17 protein-coding genes are annotated in these 20,901 nt (G+C 34.0%); 5 read left to right on the top strand and 12 right to left on the bottom strand.

Annotation, left to right across the window (positions count from 1 at the left end; genetic code table 11):
• Positions 1-11: 11 nt before the first annotated feature.
• A complete protein-coding gene (locus BMW64_RS17320; RefSeq protein ID WP_177175317.1) occupies positions 12-2,873 on the bottom strand; it encodes a SusC/RagA family TonB-linked outer membrane protein in 2,862 nt (953 codons plus the stop codon).
• Positions 2,874-3,306: 433 nt separating this feature from the next.
• Between BMW64_RS17320 and BMW64_RS17315 the strand changes: the two genes are divergently transcribed.
• Entirely contained in the window at positions 3,307-3,984 is a 678-nt protein-coding gene (locus tag BMW64_RS17315) for a DUF4197 family protein (RefSeq protein WP_090001426.1), read from the top strand.
• Between the two features lie 41 nt (positions 3,985-4,025).
• Positions 4,026-4,331, top strand: coding sequence for a DUF493 family protein (locus tag BMW64_RS17310; RefSeq protein WP_042721409.1), 306 nt, complete (start codon positions 4,026-4,028; stop codon positions 4,329-4,331).
• A gap of 58 nt (positions 4,332-4,389) precedes the next feature.
• Here the strand turns inward: BMW64_RS17310 and BMW64_RS17305 are convergent, their stop codons facing one another.
• The 10 genes from BMW64_RS17305 to BMW64_RS17260 all read right to left on the bottom strand — a co-directional run bounded on the left by BMW64_RS17305 (position 4,390) and on the right by BMW64_RS17260 (position 11,547).
• Positions 4,390-4,740: an ArsC/Spx/MgsR family protein gene (locus BMW64_RS17305; RefSeq protein ID WP_090001424.1), complete on the bottom strand. Its 351-nt coding sequence runs from the start codon at positions 4,738-4,740 to the stop codon at positions 4,390-4,392.
• Between the two features lie 75 nt (positions 4,741-4,815).
• A complete protein-coding gene (locus BMW64_RS17300) occupies positions 4,816-5,430 on the bottom strand; it encodes a deoxynucleoside kinase (protein WP_090001422.1) in 615 nt (204 codons plus the stop codon).
• Between the two features lie 32 nt (positions 5,431-5,462).
• On the bottom strand, positions 5,463-6,416 hold the full coding sequence (locus BMW64_RS17295; protein WP_228400947.1) for a hypothetical protein: 954 nt from the start codon (positions 6,414-6,416) through the stop codon (positions 5,463-5,465).
• Positions 6,417-6,520: 104 nt separating this feature from the next.
• Positions 6,521-7,555 (bottom strand): glutaminyl-peptide cyclotransferase, encoded by a 1,035-nt coding sequence (locus BMW64_RS17290; RefSeq protein ID WP_228400946.1) that lies wholly within the window; start codon positions 7,553-7,555, stop codon positions 6,521-6,523.
• Between the two features lie 10 nt (positions 7,556-7,565).
• Positions 7,566-8,588 (bottom strand): glutaminyl-peptide cyclotransferase, encoded by a 1,023-nt coding sequence (locus tag BMW64_RS17285; protein WP_090001418.1) that lies wholly within the window; start codon positions 8,586-8,588, stop codon positions 7,566-7,568.
• A 97-nt stretch (positions 8,589-8,685) separates the two neighbouring features.
• Positions 8,686-9,111, bottom strand: coding sequence for an SRPBCC family protein (locus BMW64_RS17280; protein ID WP_090001416.1), 426 nt, complete (start codon positions 9,109-9,111; stop codon positions 8,686-8,688).
• Between the two features lie 262 nt (positions 9,112-9,373).
• Positions 9,374-10,048, bottom strand: coding sequence for a DUF2490 domain-containing protein (locus BMW64_RS17275; protein WP_090001414.1), 675 nt, complete (start codon positions 10,046-10,048; stop codon positions 9,374-9,376).
• A gap of 152 nt (positions 10,049-10,200) precedes the next feature.
• Positions 10,201-10,650 carry a VOC family protein gene (locus tag BMW64_RS17270; protein WP_090001412.1) on the bottom strand — a complete coding sequence of 150 codons (450 nt, stop codon included), beginning with the start codon at positions 10,648-10,650 and terminating at the stop codon, positions 10,201-10,203.
• Between the two features lie 20 nt (positions 10,651-10,670).
• Entirely contained in the window at positions 10,671-11,042 is a 372-nt protein-coding gene (locus BMW64_RS17265; protein WP_090001410.1) for a VOC family protein, read from the bottom strand.
• A gap of 49 nt (positions 11,043-11,091) precedes the next feature.
• Complete coding sequence (locus BMW64_RS17260; protein ID WP_090001408.1) at positions 11,092-11,547, bottom strand: DUF1569 domain-containing protein; 456 nt, start codon at positions 11,545-11,547, stop codon at positions 11,092-11,094.
• A gap of 245 nt (positions 11,548-11,792) precedes the next feature.
• Between BMW64_RS17260 and BMW64_RS17255 the strand changes: the two genes are divergently transcribed.
• Positions 11,793-13,058: a hypothetical protein gene (locus tag BMW64_RS17255; protein ID WP_090001406.1), complete on the top strand. Its 1,266-nt coding sequence runs from the start codon at positions 11,793-11,795 to the stop codon at positions 13,056-13,058.
• Between the two features lie 95 nt (positions 13,059-13,153).
• Here BMW64_RS17255 and BMW64_RS17250 read toward each other — a convergent pair whose 3' ends face one another.
• Entirely contained in the window at positions 13,154-19,012 is a 5,859-nt protein-coding gene (locus BMW64_RS17250; protein WP_090001404.1) for an alpha-2-macroglobulin family protein, read from the bottom strand.
• A gap of 19 nt (positions 19,013-19,031) precedes the next feature.
• Here BMW64_RS17250 and BMW64_RS17245 point away from each other — a divergent pair, with 19 nt between their 5' ends.
• On the top strand, positions 19,032-19,787 hold the full coding sequence (locus BMW64_RS17245; protein WP_090001402.1) for a UbiA prenyltransferase family protein: 756 nt from the start codon (positions 19,032-19,034) through the stop codon (positions 19,785-19,787).
• 3 nt (positions 19,788-19,790) lie between these two features.
• On the top strand, positions 19,791-20,870 hold the full coding sequence (gene recF, locus BMW64_RS17240) for a DNA replication/repair protein RecF (RefSeq protein WP_090001400.1): 1,080 nt from the start codon (positions 19,791-19,793) through the stop codon (positions 20,868-20,870).
• The last annotated feature ends 31 nt before the right edge of the window (positions 20,871-20,901 follow it).

The raw sequence follows: 20,901 nt of genomic DNA, 5'->3' as shown, positions 1-20,901 counted from the left end.
TTATATTATTTTTAAAATTTAATACTATAACCGAAAGAAATAACAGATGGGGTTGGGTATACATCCAAATTAACACCATCATTAGCTACCTCGGGATTCATTAGATTTTTGCTTTTTGTCCACATAAATGGTCTATCAGCAGTTAAAGTAAATCTCATTTCAGGAACACCTTGTTGTTTTAATGTGTAGCCTATTTGAATATTTTGTACCCTGAAGAAGTCTCCATCTTGTAACCAAAACTTAGAAAGCTTCTGATTATTCCAACTTTGACGATATCCCTCTGAAGAAACATAGTCATTTGTTGTACCTTCACCGTGCCAACGGTTTATTGCAAAATCAGCATCAATATTTCTTCCTGTAGTTCTTATAACCTCAGCTCTATTTCTATTTAATATTTTATTACCCCCTTGTCCATAAACTGCTACAGAAAGATCCCAATTTTTGTAATTTACTGCTATAGATCCTCCATAATAATATGTTGGAACAGGTGAACCTAAATACATTCGATCATCCGAATCTATTTTCCCATCACCATTAATATCTCTATACTTAAAATATCCAGGTTTAACAGTTCCTGCACCTTGGTTAGCGTTCGCATAAACAGCTGTGGGATCTGCATTAACTTCAGCTTGATTTTGGTACACTCCAATAACATCATATCCATAAAAGACATCTATAGGCTGGCCAACAACTAAACGTTGTGGAAAATCACCCGAACCTCTGGCTATAAAAGCCTGACCATTTAAATCAGTAATCTCATTTTTAATATGGCTAAAATTTCCATTTATACTATATCCCCAATTTTCACCTATTTTATCTCTCCATCCAGCAGATATTTCATATCCTTTATTTCTCATTGTACCAACATTCTTATAGCTCACTTCACTTCCTACTATTGGTTGAACAGGAATAACCATGTTTTTGGTGTCCTTTATAAAATAGTCTGCCTCGAGAGTTAATCTTCTGCGTAAAAACTCTGCCGATAATCCAATATTTGTTTCTTCAGTAAACTCTCTTCTAACATCATCCTTAAAAGTGGTAAATTGATATGCAGCGACATATGTATCAGCAAAAACAGTGTTAACAGCAAAAGGTGTGTTTGCTCTATTTGCATTAACCGCGTCGTTAGCCAATCTTCCCCAACCAGCACGTAACTTTAAAAGGTTAAGCCAACTAACATTTTTCAAAAAAGATTCTTCTGAAATTATCCACCCTAAGCCGAAAGCTGGAAGATTAATTGTTTTTTGATTTGGAAATTTGTTTGAACCTTCATTTCTAAGCGTAGCATATGCTATATATCTATCCATGAATTTATAAGACAATCTTCCAAAATAAGAAGTCCTATAGAAACGATATGGCTGTCCTTCTGATGTTATTCTTCCATCTGGAGAAGCATTATTAATATACCAAGAGCTTTCATTGTCTCTCGAAAATAAACTGCCATTAAAGAAAAAGCCCTTCATACTCATAAACTTGTATGATTGATCAGCATATGAAGTACCAACTAATAATGTTAAATCATGTTTTCCAAATGTTCTATTCCATGTCAATGTATTATCCCAAATATAATCTTCGTAAGTTGAATTATTTCTTGTTATTGATGATTGATCTAAAGTTCTTTGAAATCCATTTCCAATACTATTAACATAATAAGGTAGTTCCATTAAACGCTCACTTATATTCCTATTATTGTAAGAAAGTGTTGTCTTAAATGTTAATTCTTTGGGAAGTAGAGTTATTTCAGCATATGTATTAAAATTCAAAGATTTTTGTACACCAAGTTTATCAACATTATCCATTAAAGCGAATGGATTATCATGTCCTCTGTACCCGAGAACCTGAGCATCAGCATAAGGCATTACAGTAGCACTAGTAAATAGATAGTCATATACAGGCATTACAGGAACCGCATAATAAATTTGCTGCCATGCAGATCCTTCGTCATCATATTTCTCACCTCTAGTGTAGTTAATAACTGTTCCAACGTTTAACCAGCTTGTTGCCTTAGCGTCAACTTTAGCTCTAACATTAAACCTTTGGTAACTATTTTTCATATTTAGAATACCATCTTGCGAAAAGAAGTTTCCACCTAGTGAATATGCTACTTTTTCAGATCCTCCATCAACCGATAAACTATGACTTTGAATAGGTGCAATTCTTAATGCTTCTTTATACCAGTCCGTATTCACATCAGGAAGGTTAGGGTTTGTTCTACTTCTTCCAAATCTCTGAATAGCAGCTCCAATAGCATCAATTTCAAACTGTGATCCAGACTCTAGTGCAAAATTAGTATATTGCTCTGTATTGGCCATTTTAATCACATTATTTGCAAATTGATATCCATAATAAGTATCATATGTTAATTTGGCCTTTCTATTATAACTTCCACCTTTAGTAGTTATCACTACCACCCCATTAGCAGCTAATACCCCATAAATTGCTGATGCAGAAGCATCCTTAAGAACAGTGAAATCCTGTATATCATTAGGATTTAAAAACTCAATATTATCTACAAAGAGACCATCTACCACATACAACGGTTGATTATTCCCGTTAATGGAATGTACCCCCCTAATATTAATTTTAGGAGCTTCACCAGGCGAGCCATTTGAAATAATCTGAACGCCCGCAACTTTTCCTTGTAGCGCCTGTGTTGCCTGGCCAGATGGTGTTTTCACAATATCGGCAGCTTTAACTGTTGCAACGGAACTGGTCAAATCAATTTTCTTTTGTTTACCATACCCAATCATCACCACTTCCTCGATTTTCTGTTCCTTGGCAACAGTATCTCTTGGTGTAGTCTGTGCATTGACATTCATACCAAAGTATAAAACAGCAATGAGACATGAATACTTTAAATCACTTTGTTTCATATAGTTAAATTTTATTCGTACAATCATATTTAACAAAAAAGACAGTGTCTTTTTTTCCTGCTTATCATGAAAAAATACATGTTATCATAAAAAGACATTAGTCAAAATTATAAAAATATATTGAACAATGTTAATTTTACTTAATGTTTTTATTTTTATGTTAAAGTTTAAATTTTATTAAATACAATAATATTTATTTACTGTTAAAAACTATATTTTAAATACATCATAATACAACAGATTTTAAGTTAATATTCATCGTATCTTAAATAAAAAAAATTTTATCAAATCATTAACATTAGACAATTTTGATTGGATTCTGGAATATTTATTAGACACAATTATCATTAATCAATATAAAAAATTTGTTAAAATAATAATTGTAGGTAAATTTGGTTCATTATTTGAAAATATAAGTGTTTAATCAATAAGAATGAAAAAGTACATTATTGCTGCTGCCCTAATAATCGGTACAGGAGCTATTATCAATACAGCTGTGCAATCTTGCACTACGCTGGCAACATCTGATCTTGGTCTTTCCATCATTAAAAGGTTTCTTTTAAGCGGGATTGATAAAGGCGTAAACATCTACAGCAACAGAGAAGCGTTTTTGCAAAATAATATGGTAGACAAAGCTCTTCCAAAACAATTGAGAGAAATCAATTCGATGCTGGAAAAAGTGGCTCCTTCACTGGTACAAAAAGAGAGAGCATATATTGCAGATGCGGCCGTTTATACAGTTAATATTTCAAAACCTATCCTTGTTAGTGCAGTAAATAGCTTAAATGCACAGGATGTAACAAGAATCATCCAGGGAGAAAAAGGAACTGCAACATTAATTCTTAAAGAAAAAACATCACAGCAACTCATTGCGGCCATCACGCCAAAAGTTGAGGAACAACTGAATCAGTATGGAATTGTAAGAAGCATTAATACTGCATTATCCGGAAGCAACCTGTTAGGAAGTCTGCTTGGAGGGAATAAAAGCACCTTAAATGCCGGAGGATTGAGCCAGCTTGCATCTGAGCAATTGGTAAACGGAATGTTTAATATTATCGAAGATTATGAAATCCAGAACTCCCAGTCACTGTTGGGGCCTCTTGGAAAATAGAAATAATTTCGTTATATTTATATATTATTTAAAATTGGTAAATGGATATTTTACAAGGAAATCAACATGCAAGTCCTGAGGATTTTTACAATTCACTAAAGACAAAATTGGAAGATCACCACGATTTTCCGGAAGATTATTTATTTAAATTTATTATTCCTACGGATCAGGCAAAATTAACAGAGATATACAGAGTTTTCGACGGAATAAAATTTACACTGGGAAACAGAGAAAGCAAAAATGGAAAATATACAGCATGCAATATTAATGCATTTGTTTTAGACGCAGACCAGGTCGTTAAAATTTATAAAGAGGTCGCAAAAATAGAAGGTGTAATTCTATTATAAATTGAAAAAGTCAGCAATTAAGCTGACTTTTCTGTTTACATTTTTAATATGTTTTTATTTATTTTTCGATAAAATATTTCACATTTTCAATAGGTCTTCCCAGCATCGCTACAGAACCCTTAATAAGAATTGGTCTTTGAATCAGCGAAGGATTTTCAGCTAAAATCTGAATCCATTCTTCTTCTGAAAAATCTTTACCCGCGAATTTTTCAAGATATAATTTCTCATTTTTTCTGATGATATCAAAAACACTCTGATTAAGTTTCTTCAGAACAGTTTTAATTTCCAAAGGGCTTAATGGTTCTTCGACAATATTAATGATTTCAAACGGAACTCCATTCTCATCCAGATATTCCAACACGGCGTTGGATTTTGAGCAGTTGCCATTATGTAAGACTTTCACTAACATTTTATTTGATTTGAGAGCTAAACAAATTTACTAAGAAAAAAAGGTCGAATTGCTTTAATTTATAATAAATCTTTGTTAAAACAATCCATAAAGTTCGGCTTCTATTTTTTCGAGAATAAATCCGAAGTCTTCAGGCTTTTCCACAAAATCAAGATCATCAACTTCTATAATCAGTAATTTTCCTTCCGTATAATTGGAAATCCACTTTTCGTACTTCTGATTGAGTTTGGAAAGATATTCAATACTTATGGAAGCTTCATATTCCCGGCCTCTTTTATAGATTTTTTTAACGAGATTCGGAACGTCGGATTTGAGATAAATCAAAAGGTCGGGCGCAGAGACAAATGATTTCATCAGATTAAAAACAGATGCATAGTTGTTAAAATCCCTATCAGAAAGCAATTTCATATCATTAAGATTTTCTGCAAAAATATGGGCATCTTCATAAATCGTACGATCCTGAACAATATTTTTACCACTCTCTCTAATCTCTTTTACCTGCTGAAATCTGCTTCCTAAAAAGTAAATCTGCAATGCAAAGCTCCATTTGCTCATATCCGCGTAAAAATCTTCGAGATAAGGATTGTGATCAACATCTTCAAACTGTGCATCCCATCCATAATGCTTTGAAAGCATAGTCGTTAAAGTCGTTTTACCGGCTCCAATATTTCCTGTAACTGCAATATGCATATTTTTCTCCTTATGTTAAATGATTTATCCCACTAATCCCCTGCAGACTCTAGCGTGGAAATATCCTCAATCAGCTTTTGTAAAGAGCTTTCCGAAGGATTTTTATCTTCAATTTCCTGGGTCTTTTTCTCCAGTTTTTCTTCCGGGCTATCTGGTTCTGAAGCTTTCCTTTCCGATGGGTTTACATCCCGCTCCGTATCTTTCTGTTGAGGTTCAATTTCTGTCTGTGGCTGGATTTCTTTATTTTTTTCGAGGCTGTAAAGATAAAGTTTGTTGGCCTTGATTTCAAAATAAGAAAGCGTATTTTTATCCACAATCTGCGCATCAGGATCCTGAAAAATTTTAACCATTTCTTTTTCCGGAACGTATTTCAGAATAGCATTTTGAGTAATCACTAAAATATATTCGTTTTCCCTTCTGAACCGTTTTCCGTTTTCAACAGGTGCTTCAAAGATTTTTTCAAACTTAAAAGTATAAACTCTGATGTTCTGTCTCGTTAATATATAAATCTTATTTTCATACACCAGAAGATCCATCAGATCATCAAAACTGGCATCAAAGGGATAAGAATTAATAATCGTTTCGTTTCTGAAATTGTACTGAATAAGCCTCTTGGTACTTTCATCCAGCAACCAAAGCTGCTGCAGATCTTCAGCGTAAGTCATTTTAATAAAACCGAATTTCTGTTTGAAATCCACTAGCTGGATTTCATTCATATTCTGGTCAACAAATTTAAGCTCCTGAGCGTTTTCAGAAAAAAGCGGCACACTGAGCGGATTCTGTACCGTCTGTATTTTGTAGGGAACCGTCAGCATCATTTTACCGATCTGTTTTCCCAGTGAATCATATTTAGTAAGACTAAAATCTTTGTTTTTGTAGATGTAGAGATTACCATAATCATCGGCAAGCATATCTTTAGCTTCCTTCAGTTTCAAAGTGTCTAAAGGAAGGGCTTTCTGTGCTTGAATCGAACAGAAAACGAACATACATATCAAATATAATACTCTCAAATTATTCTACTGAAGTAGTACTCCAAAAGGAACACTACCAATTTACTATTTTATTTCTATTTAAGATGTTTAAAATTTTACTATTGAACAGCCATTTCATAAATCTTCGGCCAGTTTTTACCGGTAATCAGCATATTTTCACCTTTAAAAGCTATTCCGTTGAGAACATGTTCTTTATCGTCTTTTGTATTTTCCTCTGTAATTTTTGTGAAATCAAATTTACCTACAACTTCTCCTGTTCTAGGGTTTATTTTAAGAATAAAAGGCTGATACCAGATATTTGCATAAATAAAACCTTCATGATATTCCAATTCATTCAATTGAGTGTAAATATCTTTATATCCTCCTACTGCCAGCTTCTTTACCACTTTAGAAGGATTATTCACATCAAGAAAATACAGTGTGTTTGAACCATCCGTAGCGATAAGATTTTTACCGTCAAAAGTCAGTCCCCAACCTTCGCCGATCTCATTGGGCAAAGGAAATTCCGAAAGTTTCTTTAGCGTATTTTTATCGTAAATAAATCCTATCTTATTCTGATAAGTGAGTTGATAAATTTTATCTCCCGCAATAGCGCATCCTTCAGAAAAAATATGACCGGGCTGTTTTTCTGCAATGATTGGTCTGGTAGTTCCTAAAGTATATTTAATAAGTTGAGAAGAATTTTTCAAACCATCGCTCTCATACACCGTATTTCCTTCGAGAAGAAAACCTTCCAGAAAATTATTTGGATCGTGAGGATATTCTGCTACCACTTTATAAATAATATTCTGTTCGGGATATTTTGAAAAAACATTAATCGTCGCATCCTGATTCAGCATTTCACCATTCTTGGTTCTGATATTGAATGTCACCTTATTTTCTCCGTATTCAAAGAATTTCGGATCAATCGCCATCTCAGATGTTTCCTTATCTCCGAAGCTTATCGAAATAGCCTCTGCGTGATCCGTTACATCTTCAGGAAGTTTCAGACGATCACCAAGATGATATCCTTTTTCTTCCATTGAATGGTTGTAATCAGCAAGAGCATTCAACATGTCTTTGTCATTCCTGCAAGAGGTTAACAACAGAATTAGTGCAAAACCAGAAATCAGACTTTTCTTTACAGCTTTCAATATTCAATAATTATTTAACTGCAACTTCATAAATTTTCGGCCAGTTTTTTCCTGTCACAAGCATATTATCGCCTTTAAAAGCAATTCCGTTCAAAACGTCGTCGCTTCCTTTGGTATTCTGTTTTGCGATATTTGTAAAATCAAAGGTTCCTACAACTTCTCCGTTTTCAGGATTAATTTTTAAAATAACAGGTTTCTGCCAAACATTTGCGTAAATAAATCCATTGTGATATTCAAGCTCATTCAGCTGATCGTATGCCTGGGAACTTCCGGCTACAGCAATATATTTTACTAGTTTTGAAGGATTTGCAGGATCCAGGAAATACAGCAGTTTACTTCCGTCTGATGCGATCAGGTTTTTACCGTCATATGTTAATCCCCAACCTTCTCCCAAAACATTCGGATAAGAAAATTCAGACAATAATTTCAGTGAATTTTTATCATAAATATATCCTTTTTTACTCTGCCAGGTAAGCTGGTACACTTTATCTCCAACGATGGTGCTTCCTTCAGAAAAATCCTCCTGCGGCTGTTTGGTTGAAGCCAGAGGGGTGGTCGTGCCCAACGTATATTTTAAGATCTGTGAAGAGCCATTTTGTCCGTCACTTTCATAAATTGTATTTCCTTCGATCTGGAAACCCTGAACAAAGTTTTTAGGATCGTGAGGATATTCAGCTACGATTTCATAAGACATCTTTTTTTCAGGACTTTTTGCAAAAACATTAATGGTAGCATCCTGCGTTAGCGTCTCGCCACCTTTCGTTTTGATATTGAAAGTAACCGGATTATCGCCCAAAGTAAAGAATTTTGGATCTATCGTTAAATTGGAAGTTTCCTTGTCTCCGAAGCTAATGGATATACTTTCTGCATTTTCAGTAACCTCTCCCGGCAATGTAAGTTTATCTCCGAAGTGATATCCTTTCTGCTCCATTGAATTGTTGTAATCCGCAAGAGAATCAAGAATTTTCTTATCGTTTTTACAAGATGCCAACAACATGATCGCCGCAAAGCCGGCTATAATATTTTTTTTCATTGATTTCTAAAATAAATTTCTCCAAAATTAGCAAAATTTATTTCTTGCTGCTAATTTCAATACGATGTTGATCAAATTGTAATATGCATTGTTTAATTTAAGCTTCAACATATGATTTCAGGCTCTGGCCGATAATCCCACTCCATCCTTCATTAAAAGCTTCCCGGGAAAAGTTTTCACCAAGATCTTCAAAATGATCAATATCGTCATGAGTTAACCTGATCAGTGTACGGTCTCCTTCAGGCAGAATCTCCCAGATGACCGTTGTCTTTTTATCTGAAAAATCGGGATAATACCAAGTGTGCTTAAATTTATTTCCGTGAATTACTTCCAGGATTTCTGCCTGATGATGATATTTTCGTTCATCTCCGGGCTCATAAAAATTAAACACTTTTCCAGTTTCTAATATAAAATCAGGAATATCAAAATACCATATTTTCATTTCATTCTTATCAGTAAGTGCTTTCCAGACCTTTTCAGCCGGGGCATTTACCTTTTGTTCTATGATGATCGGATGGCTCATATATTTTGTTTAATTTAATGTGATACAGAATCTCTGACATTATTAAATATGACAATATCATTGATTCTTTCTGATAATAAATGTAGTGTTTTTTTTAAAGAAAAATATGAATTTCTCATTCAAAATATTTTAAATCATTACATTAGTTATGAATTACCAATAGTTTAAAACTTGTTTAAACTAATTTCAGAATTAACCATAAAAGTTTAAACCAACTTATCGTTAATCATTCAAAACAAAATAATAGATGTATCTATGAACCTTAATTTTTCGTAAAAGGAATATTGTTGTAAAATCCTATCTGAATTTGTCCGCGGTTTTTATTCTCCTGAAGCTGGTTCATATACCCTGCTTCAATTCTCATATTCTTGCTGATGACATATCCCAAAGCTCCGTAGACTCTGTTTCTGTCGAAAACCGGACGGTCAAAGTGCAGGAAAATTTCATTATAAGCAGAAGCGTAAAAGGTTTTAGGCGTAAGTTCTTTATTATTAATCGGAATATTAAACCCTAAAAAATACCTGAACCTAATCCTGAAATCATCTTTCAGAAACCTTTCTTCCAGGCGATAACGATGCTGAATATTGAAACGTCCGAATTTTTGTTTTGTAATATACTGTTGAAATATTCTATGCTCAATATTCTCAGTCTTTTGGCCGTTTACATAAGGCTGACTTAAAATAAATCCATATCCCAGCAAGATATTATTGTTGTTTTCCGTAAGATCATATCCGATTCCCGTACGGATAAGAAGTTGCTCAAGATCTCCGATAGCATCAAAATTCCTGTACTGAATTTCATTGTGTAAGTTTAGTTTTTTACTGATCTTATTATTCCCAAAATACATATACCACGCACCGAGATCATTTTTCTGAGCTTTTACTACCGAAGTTGCCAAAATAAAAACGCTTACCGCCAATGCTTTTATAACTTTCATATCGTTTATTATTTATTACTAAAATCTATTAAATAGTGCGATTTAATATTTAGCATCAATAATAAGGAAAATATTTATGTTATAAAAGTTTTGGCTCAATCATAAAAAAACCGGCATTTATAGCCGGTGTGTATGTATATTGTAAGAAAATTTTAAGGATGCTGCTGTGTCTTTGTAGGATCATCATAATTCACCATCCAATTGATTCCGAATTTATCGGTGAACATCCCGAAATAAGCACCCCAGAAGGTATCCTCCATAGCCATGGTAATATTTCCACCTTCAGACAGTCCATTAAACAGTTTATCAGCTTCTTCTTTAGATTCTGCATTGATAGAAATTGAAAAATTATTGCCTTCTTTAAAATGAGAAGCCCCTTCACAACCTATATCACTTCCCATCAGTATGGTTTCTTTGGAAATTGGAAGAGTGACATGCATGATTTTATCTTTGTCTTCTTCGGGAGTTTCTCTACCTTCCATTGGAGGCATTTCTCCGAAAGTTCCGATGTAAGGAAATTCTCCTCCGAAAACTGATCTGTAAAATTCAAAAGCCTGTCCGCAGTTGCCGTTGAATGTTAAATAAACATTTACTGTTGCCATAATATTATCTTAGTTTTAATTTATCTGTGCTGGTCGATCAGAATCATATTTCCATCAGGATCTTTAAGATAAATATGCTCCGGTCCGGACGTATTTTCGTCGGCTTCTTTCTGAAGTTCAATGCCCTGTTCTTTTAGGTGTTTCTGAATATCACGAACATCATCAAAGCTGTCGAGATTCTGGGCATTCTGGTCCCAACCGGGATTGAAAGTAAGCATATTACCCTCAAACATAGCCTGAAAAAGTCCAATGATATGATCTCCGTTTTTCATGATAAGATAATGATGATCCATTTCTCCCGCCATATGACTAAATCCCAGTTTCTCATAAAACTCTTTGGATTTCTGAAGGTCTTTTACACTTAAGCTGACTGAAAAAGCTCCTAGTTTCATTTGTATTTTATCTTTTAATTATTATTTAAAATATTGTTATGCGAGAGATTTACACACCAAATTGTGCAAGATGATGATTCAGGTGTTTAGCAAACATATTATTCCATTCCTGAGCTTTGAGTTTACCGAAAGAGAAAGATTCTTTTCCATCAAAAGCAGATGCGCCTAATTGCTGGGTTTTCTGAATAAAACCGATAAGTCTTTTCTTTTCTTCAGCAAAATTTTTTCTACCGGCAATAATAAACTGCGGTGCGGTAGGACTATTTCTCGGATATGATTTTTCTCCGGTAACTTTTGGTTTCAAAAATGTTTTCAGGATAAATTTGGCAATGCTTCCCGGCTTTTTATGTTTTTCCGGCTCATATACCATTTCATATGATACGCAGCAGTGCGCCAGCATTTGGTCAACGGTCATTTTTCCCCATAACGGCTGTGTTTCAGGAGTAAGACTATTGATCCTGTCAATGTAATTCTGAACAACTTTTACATCAAAAATGTTTTCCATAGTTAGCGAATGTTAAAAAGCAAATATATTGGTTTTTTCTGATCGTTTTAACTAAATCTTAAAATCTAATCTAATTAATTAGAAACTAAATAATTAGACGATAATTTAAAATAAATAATGAAATGTTCAGAATAAAATGCGTAAGATAAAAATTAGTTGAGATTTTGAGTAAATTGATATTCTATGTTGCAGTTGCAATAAAATAAATCCAATGCATTTACGTTTAGGATGCAAAAACTGAAACTTTGAAAAAAATTCTTATTATTATTGTTTTATTCATCTATAAAATTTCTATAGCGCAAGAGAGTAATATCTGTAAATGTAATGCATTAACAAAAAGTGAAGACAGTATTAAAAAATTCACTAATTACAATGTAACCACAATTTCTAAGAAAGATGCTTTAAAACCACCATTCCATTTTATTTCTGTAAAATATTTAAAAAGTCATGCGAATTCTGGAGAAATGGTAGACTCGGTGGATTTGAAAATTAAAAATTTTTTAAAGCTTAAAAACATTGATCATGACGATGATCTATTACATTATCAAGTTACTGATTCCATTAAAAAAGCTGAATTTGCAAAAACATTTGGAATTGTTCCCAAACCACTTATAGTCAAATCCGGAAAACTCCATCATTCTATTGCTATTCTTTATTCTACTGATAACTATTATAAAAGCAAATATTATTTAGCCCTATCAACAGACGACGGAAAGACATGGAAAAATTATTATACAGGATTAGTAAGGAAATTTAATTATATATTGAAGAGTAATTCACAAGTTCCATTATGGAAAGACAGTGAGCATATTCAGATTGAAGCCGATATTGTAAGGATGATTCAACCTATGAATTTTCCGGGGCCACAGGAACAATTTGAAACTTTGAAAAACAATGCCTTGCTTACTCTAAATTTAAAAGAAATTTTAAAGGATTCTGATAATGACGGCTTTAATGATCTCGATGAAACATTGGAACTTTTTACGAACCCATTAAGCTCTGATACAGATTACGATGGGATTTCCGATTATGAAGATCCTAATCCAAAATATAAAAGTACAGACAATGATTTTAACAGATTGTTACTGGCAATTTTATATGGAAATTATCCTGTTGTTGAGAATTCAGACCCAAGACAAACTGAATTCATTGTGAATTTAAAAACATTTGAAAAAGACTTTAAAAATCCAGATATTTTTTTTCATGAAAAAGAAATGCAGTCTTCAGATCCGTTTGATTTTTCTTTCATCATAACAGATAATCAAAGTCTAAAAACAATTACTCCCATTGATAAAAAAATAATTTTTCTAACTTCTCAAGAATTTGCAAAGTATAAAAAGAATACTTTTATGAATTTGTATACGTCCCATTATAGCAAACTGTTTCCATGTGATGATGCTGAAGACACATACATATTTGTTATGGACAATGTTTGGATGGGTCATACTTACCTTATTAAAAAAATTCCGGATGGCTGGTTCATTAAAATTGTTTCCGGATGGCAAAGTTAAACTGTACATTTAAGAGGTAATTTAAACAATAAGTAAAATTAAAACTCCGCATATCGATTGACTTGCGGAGCTTTATATTAAAATTTAATTTAAAATTATTCCGAAATCTGCACTTCAGATCCTTTCGTATGCGCATTCATTTGCGGTGCATAATAATTCTGGATGGTTGTAATTCCGTTTGAGAATTTCCCTGAAGCATTGGCCAGATAATCATATTCAAATACATACTTTCCTTTCGGCAGATACTGAATGTAAAAATTTGTGGATGCATCTTTGGTGGACTGGTAATATCCCAGGTTGTTCTTCCACTGGTAACCGGATAATACGTCTAAAGGCTCAAATCCTGCCGCTCTCATATCTTTAATGTGAATAAATTCCATCGGGCGATCTGTATTCAGAATCATTCTTACCGTTACTTTATCTCCTACTTTTAACGGAGTTTCCGGAGAAATTTCCTGTAATTCCTCACCGTTCACTGTTTTTATTTTTCTGTAAAGCTCTTTCGTTACGGAAATATAATTTTCAGAGGATTTTATTTTATCCAAGTCTTCATAATATTGCCAGAACAATCCGCCCTGCACAATTCCAGGACCAGGTTTTGAAACACTAACCTCAGCAAGATTTTTATTCAAAACATCTGATTTAACCGTAGATTTTATATATCCTGTAGCTTGGGTTTCCGGTTTTAATTCTTTACCTCCCCAGACAATTTTTGCTTTATCGCTTTCCGCAGACGTCCATGAATTCCCCGAATTCAGGATGGTAAAAATAACTTCTGCCGTTCCTCTTGAACTGCCCCACGAATTAACTTCTTTTTGGGTAATCAGCCAGATTTTCATTTCTTCAATGAATTTCTGATCATTGGGCTGCAGTTTATTAAATGCTTCTAACGCTCCGGCCTGGTTTACCACCTTAGAACTGAACCAGCCCCAACCATCCAGATTCTGCTTCCAGTAAACTCCCTGGGTTTTCGTTTCTACAGACGTTTCTTTTAAATAATTCATCAGCTTGTCTGAAACATCTTTCAGCCCGAAATCATTCATTAATAAAGCGGCACGATGCAGACCGAAGAATGTGAAATCGGTAAGCTTTGCCGTTTTTGCTTTTTGTTTTACCAGAGATTTTAAAGTTGACCCATTACCTTTTAAAGAATATTCTTTTTCCCAGTAATTTCTGGCATCCAGATAATCGAGTGCCCAGTTGGTCCAGACATCTTGCGTTTTTACATCATAATAGGTGTTGATTTCTTTATCCACATAGGCAATCAGGTTTTTCACTAATTCTTTCTGTTCAGCATTTTGATAATCTTTTACATTATCTTTTAACCACAGATTAATTTTCCCCAAGTTTTTCAGGATATACAATGAAGTTGGATACGAACTCGGATATCCCTGATACCATGAAAAACCGCCGTCAGGGTTTTGAAGTTTTTTGAGTTCATCCCAATCCTGGCTGATGGAGTTTTTCATCGTGTTGGCATCAAACAGCAATGCCAATTTCTGCATTTGTTCCTGTTCATTGTTACTTTCCAAAACCCATGGTGTTTCGTCAAGCAACAGTTGTTTCAGCTCCTGATTTTTTTCAAGGTTTGAATTAAGTAAGCCTTTATTCTGATATTCTTCAAACACCGTTTTCATTTTCGGATTGGCTTTAAAAATCTCGGATGCCAAAACATCGGCAAACCATTTATTGAAAATAACATCCGCAGAATTGTTCGGGTCATTTTTAAGACTTGGAAGCGCAAACATAATTTCCCAGATCGGATTAGTCGTAAGCTCCAGTGTATTGGAAACATTCGAAATGGTTTTTGAATTGGTATTTTTAAGATTTTCAAGCTCAAATGTTTTGGTTTCTCCTTCTTTCACAAAAACCGGAACCGCATCGGTTACCAACATTCTGTTTGGGAGAACAGCAATTGCCTGCTGCTCTCCATCTGAATATGCCCCTGCTTTTGCCACTACTTTGATGATAATGGAAGAAATATTTTCAGGAACCTTTAATTTCCAGGTTAATGCTGAATTTCCATTTTCGTTAATTTCAAAATTCTGCACATTGGCATTTAGTCCAAATTTTGCCGAAATATCTTCATTGGTAAATGCATCTAATATTTGTACGGTTGCTGAACCATTAAGTTTTTTATTTGTTAAATTTGAAAGTTTTGATTGTAAATTAAGTTCATCGCCTTCTCTCAAAAATCTAGGATAATTTGGTGTTACAGAAAATTCTTTCTGTGTGATCACTTCTTTTTCCAGTATTGCTGCTCTGGCATCTTTGGTGTGAGCAAGGAACATCAATTTCCATTTTGTTAAGGCTTCAGGAGAAGTAAATTCAAAGCTTACGTTTCCTTCAGAATCGGTTTTTAAATCCGGATAAAAGAATGCGGTTTCGTTGAGGTTTTGACGCACGGAAACTTTTTCTGTTAAGTCATCCTTATCTAATACTTTATCAGCAGCAACCACTTCTGAAGCTGTAGCCGCAACTTCTTTTTTAATTCCGTAACCCGTCATGACAACTTCTTCTATATTTTTACTAACTGCACTGTCTGCTGCCATAGGAGCGCGACTCGCAACACCTCGAATAGTAACTCCGGCGGCTCTGCTCTGCAGCATGATCAAACCATTCCTATCGAACCAGTTAAATTGAGGAACTTCTACATAATTTCCAGTAAGGAATTTTATTCTCTGCTGATAATATTTTGTTAAAAGATTATCTCTCAAATCATAAGTGGTCACTAACGAATAAGGTGTATATAATTTCTCCCAGGTAAAACTATTGACCGCAAACTGATCCAGCGACATATCATACATATTGGCCAGCACTTCTGCATTGATCTTTTCTTTATCATTTCCTGAAACTTTTACCGCCCATTTTTCTTTCACATTAGGTTCAAGTTTATCTCTAAATGTCACTGTCTCAATTTTCAACGGCTGTTCGGAATCTTTGATCTTTAAATTTACCGTTGCCGTCTGAACATCATTATAGGCCACAACCTGGAATTGAATATTCATGGCAGATACTCCTTTATCTTTAGGAATATCAACAACATATTCCAGTTTGCCGTTTTTCGTTTTTTGAACATCATAAACGGTTTTTCCTGAGCCATTCTGCACAAAAATATTTACCGAAGCATCCGGAATTGCAGAATACACATAAACTTTGGCTTTTTCTCCTCTTGAAAATTCTGTTTTTGGCTGTAAAGCGGTAAGGAATGTCTTCTGATTTGCCTTCAGACTATTTTTATCCCAAACACTGAAATACTGAGAAGTTTTAATCGTATCCTTTCCTTCGATATTGTACAGTTCAAGCTGGTAATCGCCGGCATCTAATTTCCCTAAATCCAATGATTCTTCTGTACGCTGAGCATCATTTAGAATGACAGAAGAAGTTTTCCAGTTTTTCAGTTCATCATTTTTATCAAAAAGATCATGAGGGAATTTTCTGATAAATTCTTCTTTTGAAAATACCGGAAGATTCTGTACAGCATCTTTAAAATTACTTCTGAAAATCCTGTCCGGAGTCTGAAGTTTAGAGAGTTTTACGTGATAAGATTTTTTTAAATTCTGTTCGTTATAATTCTTGGTTTCAACCTTGAATTTCACATTTTCGTCAGAAAAAACATCCTTTATTTCATCTGCTTTGATATAATGTGAAACTGAAGCAACTTTCAACTGTGTATCTGCAGATTGCGTCTCACCATTGATATCCGTAACGGAAGCATTGATTTCATAATTATCAATCTGAATCCCCTCCAGTTGTTCATCTTTTTTAAGTTCCAGACGGATGACAAATTCACCTTTTTCATTAGTCTGAGTTTCTCCCAGAATAGAGTTTTCATTATCATTTCCTTGTGGATACCACCAGAAATATCTCCAGCGAATATTACGTTTTTTTATTTCATAATTCACTTTCGTATTGCTTAATGCAATCCCCGAAAAAGTTGTCGCCTTACCTTTCAGCTCGATGGTCTGACCGTATTTATATTCTTCTTTTACAGGTTCAAAATTGACTTCAAACTTCGGTCTTTTATATTCTTCCACGCTGAATCCTTTGAAAACGGGCGTTTCACCATCTGTACTCAAATAGAATTCCCCATTCAACTTGCCTTTAGGAAGTACAAAACTTCCGTGATAAGAACCAAACTCATTAGTCGTAAAGTTTTGGGAAGAGACTTCTTTACCGTTAGCATCACCTAAAGTGATTTTTTGCTTTAACCCTGCATCTACAGATTCTTTATCTTTATTAATTTTCGTGTTGATTACTTTAAAATAAACAGTCTGTCCCGGTCTGTAAATGGCTCGGTCCGTAAAAATCTGAGTTTTTGTATGTACTTTGTCATCAATATCAAATTCATTATCATAATTATTTCCATAGACTTGCATGATTTGGAAATCATTTGTTTTGGGCTGCTGAATCAGAAACATCCTAAAATACTTTTTATCAGATGAAGACGGAAATTTGAAAACGCCTTTATTATCAGTTTTACCCGTATTTTTAATTATATCAGAATTTCCGGAAAATTCATAAAACGCAAGGCCTTCACTGGATACCGGCTCACCGTTTTCACTGTTGACTAATTTTAATTCATTATCAGAGAAATTTCCTTCAGCTTTATTTTTGTAAATAATTTTATGATCAGATACTAAGAAATAGAAATTTTGGTTCTTATCGTTGGTTCCGTTACCGACCAGATATTCAGCCACATATATTCCTGACGGAAGCGGTTTTATTTCAAAAGATGTTTTATGCAACTGATAATCTTTAAGATCCGGAACCTGATACGTTTCTTTTCTGATCAGTTCTTTTTTTACCTTTCCAAACATTTCAGGATAGGGATTTCTTGAATACTGGAAAAAAGACGTAAAATCATCATTTACCTTATAAATATTCAGAGAAAAACTGTTAATATTTTTGTATTCTGCAACAAAATGAATGGGTTTATTGCTCTGTGTCTGCTGCTCATATTTTATGTTTAAAGAAGCTTGTCTGATCTGCTCTTCTTTATTTTTAATATTTTCAATAAACGGCGATTGAGGATACTGAGATTTGGCTTTTGCAGCAATTTCAAGCGCTTCATTCTCCTGCTTTTTCGCCAATAGTTCATTCATGATATCATCCATGATGACTACTTTATAGTCACCTTTGGTATCAGAATTTAAAAGGCTGTTGAGCTGCTGAAGTTTGTCTTTACACTGATTGTAATTACAATTCTCCTGCAGTTTCTGATGCATAAAGTATAGTTTGGGATTTCCACTATTCTGCGCAATTAACTCATTAAAAATATCATCAATCTGCTTACGGTTACCTGACGATTCATTTTTAGTAAAAAGTCCGTTATCAGATAAGAAATCAACTTTTTTAAGTGCATAGTAATCTGCCAGTGTTGGAAAAAAAGAAATGGACTTTGTATTGGTAAACAGTGACTGGTAAGGAGCCAGGGCGATTTTCCTCATTTCAGCTTTTTGCTGATCAAGTTCTTTAAAGCTTTTGCTGATGTAATTTTTAAAATCAAGTTTGCTCCAGGTTTCGATCTGTGTAATATCCTGAGAATTTATATTTGTTCTACCATTGATCTTCCAGCTGTTACGGCTGTAATAATCCATGATAAAACCATTCATTAAGACTTTATAAATGATTTTTTCGTCACCTTTCAATTTCTTTTCAATATCCGTTAGTTTACTGAAAAACTTTGAGGCAGCATTGTTCTGTTCATCATCCCGTGTTTGGTTTACAATCGCGAATTCTGCTTTTAAGGAACGGATGAGCTGCAGTGTATTATTATCTTTCATGGCTTGATTTTGGATATCCAGAATGGTAGGAAGATTAGATTTAACAGTTCCTTTTGTACTGTTTTCTTCAATTTTTTTCCATTGCTCATCGTAATATTTCTGAGCATATATCACTGTTGAGGACAGCAACAGAAGGAAAAATATAAAAGTCTTGGATAATCTTTTCATAAATGTTATTTTTGATCTAATGAATTTATTAAAAATACTGAAAAAAACCATTATTGATAGTCAATTGTACGTCTCTATAATGGGAACTCTTTTTGCAGTATTCTTCATGGAGGAGCAAAATACATTCCGTTATCCCACATTTTTCCTGATTTTCATCACTTATTTCAGCGGATATCTTTACACCAAGTACCAGAAAACCAAGCATCTTTTTAAAATACTAATTTTCAACATTATAGCAGGTTTAGTTTGTGCTTTTTTAATTATTCATAACCATAATGAAATACGCTTGTTGAAATGGTCAATTATTGTTATCCTGGGACTGCTTTACAATAGCTTTTTTCTAGATATATATATCCGGAAAATTCCGTTGCTGAAGGTTTTTTATGTCGGACTTGTCTGGGCGCTGATGAACTGCTGGCTCACGTTGCCTGAATTTAATGTGCCTATATTTCTGATTAGTTTTTTCTTTATAACCGCATTGGTTCTGCCTTTTGATATCCGTGATATGAAAGTTGACACTGTAAAGACATTTCCAACAATTATCGGCGTACAGAACACGAAATATATTGCTTATGCACTGATTTTCATCAGTACTATTCTTGCTGTAGAATATCTTAGCTTGAATTACGCTATTTCTTTCTTTCTGTCAGGAATCATCTCTTATATTCTCATTTATTTTTCTGAAAATGAACGGGATGACTGCTATTTCTCTTTCGGAGTTGAAACCTGTTCTGCACTTCCTTTTTTATTTTCAGTAATAATGAAGTATTTTTGACAAATGATTATCAAGAAACTTTCGCTGTATAATTTCAAGAACCATTCCGAGAAAAAATTTGAATTTTCCCCGCAGATTAACTGTTTTGTGGGAAACAACGGTGTGGGAAAAACCAATATTCTTGATGCCCTGCATTATCTTTCGGTCGGTAAAAGTTTTTTGGGAAATACTGATCTCAACAACATCAGGCATGATGAAGATTTTTTCACGATCGATGCAGAGATCATCAATGAAGACAGTGATGATATCATTAAAATTTCACAGCCGAAAGAAGCAAAAAAAATTATTAAAAAGAACGATAAAAGCTACGACAGACTTGCAGATCACATCGGCTATCTGCCCAGTGTGATGATTTCTCCCTATGATTCTAATTTAATTTCAGACTCCGGAGAAAGCAGAAGAAAGTTTCTGGATGCCATGATTTCACAGACTGATTCGGAATATCTTTTTGATCTGATTCAGTACCAGAAAGCGGTTCAGCAAAGAAATGCTTTGTTAAAATATTTTGCCAAAAACAGAGTCTGGGACAGAGATTCTCTGGAGATTTATGACGATCCGATAACAAGATTAGGAACAAAAATATTCATTAAAAGAAGAGATTTTGTAGAAAAACTCAATCCTATCGTTCAGAGTTTTTACAAGATTATTTCGGGAGGCATGGAAAATGTTTCAGTTATTTACGAATCCCATCTGCTGGAAAATTCTTTTGAAAATCTGTTGAAAGAGAGCATTGAACGGGACCGAATGCTTACTTACACTTCTAAAGGTATTCACAAAGATGATCTTCTTTTTGAGATGGATTCTGTTCTGATCAAAAAAATAGGTTCACAAGGTCAGCAAAAATCTTTCCTGATTTCTCTAAAACTGGCACAGATGAGTCTGGTAAAAGAATTGACCAAGAAAACGCCGATTCTCCTCCTCGATGATATTTTCGATAAGCTTGATGACAACCGGGTTTCTCAGCTGATCGAACTGGTCAATCAGGAAAATTTCGGACAGATTTTCATTACGGATACCCACAGGGAACGCACGGAAAGTGTTGTTAAAAAAATCAATGAAGAAAGTATTATTTTTGAACTTTAAATTACTTCTGTTTCAATCAAAAAATCTCAGA

Source organism: Chryseobacterium taichungense (assembly GCF_900109935.1).
GTDB classification, from domain to species: Bacteria; Bacteroidota; Bacteroidia; order Flavobacteriales; family Weeksellaceae; genus Chryseobacterium; species Chryseobacterium taichungense.
This window is presented reverse-complemented; position numbering and strand designations above follow the sequence as displayed.